The organism is Arcobacter caeni, assembly GCF_003063245.1.
Classification (GTDB): Bacteria; Campylobacterota; Campylobacteria; order Campylobacterales; family Arcobacteraceae; genus Aliarcobacter; species Aliarcobacter caeni.
Window position 1 is genome coordinate 1 of record NZ_MUXE01000038.1, and the last position, 1,278, is coordinate 1,278.

Consider the following 1,278-nt stretch of genomic DNA (forward strand, 5'->3'; position numbering starts at 1 on the left):
TTGCTATATCACTATGGGGTGTTGAACTTTGTGAAATCTTTTCCGAGATATGATGATATTGTGCAAACAACTCAGTAAACTCTAAAAGCTTTGGCGGAATAGAAATATCTGTTCTCATAACTTGAAGTTGCTTTTCATAGATTCTTTCATTATGTTCAATAACTTTTGTAGCTAAGTCTAAAATAGGTCTACTTGAACGATAGTTTTTTCTTAGTGTATATACCTTTGAACCTTTATATCTTGTATCAAATGTTGAGATAATACCAATATCAGAGCCATTAAAAGCATAAATACTTTGGTCATAATCTCCTACACAAAAAAGTGATTTAGGTCTAAAAGCATCAAGAAGTCTTCCTTGTAAAGGGTTTGTGTCTTGGTACTCATCAACTAAAATCTCTTTAAAGTCAAACTCTTCTTCTTTTAGAGTATCAAGCATAATAGTTAGCAAATCATCAAAGTTAGCGTAACCATATTTTGTTTTTAGTTCATTAAACTCTAATACAACATCATCATAAATAGGTGTATAGATTTCATGGTCAGGGTTTTTATTTTTTATCCACTCTTCAAAACCTTCACCTTCGTTTGAGTTAAGGTATAGTGAATACATATCATAAAGATATCCACCATCGTATGGATTTACACCATCTTCTCTTTCATAAAAAACTCTTTTTTCATATAAAGACCTAAAAAGAGTTTTTAGCTCATTTGGTTGTTTTAATGTAATATTTTTATTTAGTTTTTTTAAAAGTTTATATGAAACTGAGTGAAATGTTCCAGCCATAATTTTTGCAGCCATATCTTTTCCAAAGAACTTAGCAACCCTTGCTACCATTTCAGCGGCAGCTTTATTTGTAAAAGTTAATAGTAAAATTTCATCAGGTTGTACACCATTGTTGATAAGATTAGCAATTCTTCCTACAATAGTTGAAGTTTTTCCTGTACCTGCACTAGCAATAATAAGGTTAAAACCTTTTTCACATGTTGCAGCTTCGAGTTGTTCTTTATTTAAATTAGATAGAGGCATTTATTTAATATTCTTTAGTAGTATTTTCATTTGGCGAATATTAGCATAATGATTCTTATTTTTCGGGCAAAAAAAAAGCTCCCAGGGAGAGGAGCTTTTTTACACACAAGGAAATAAGTTTTTGGAAAACTTTAAAAAATTCGCAATTTAAAGTTAAGAAGTTTCGCGTTTCTTCTTAATCCATATGAAAATTATAATAGATGAGCATTAACTAAAGTCAAATAAAAAGTTAACGAAGAGTTAACTAGTATATA

1 protein-coding gene is annotated in these 1,278 nt (G+C 29.8%); it reads right to left on the reverse strand.

The window, feature by feature from the left end; all coding sequences use genetic code 11:
• The coding region (locus B0174_RS12005) for an ATP-dependent helicase (RefSeq protein WP_133174804.1) at positions 1-1,024 on the reverse strand (1,024 nt) is incomplete at its 3' end.
• Between the last annotated feature and the right edge of the window lie 254 nt (positions 1,025-1,278).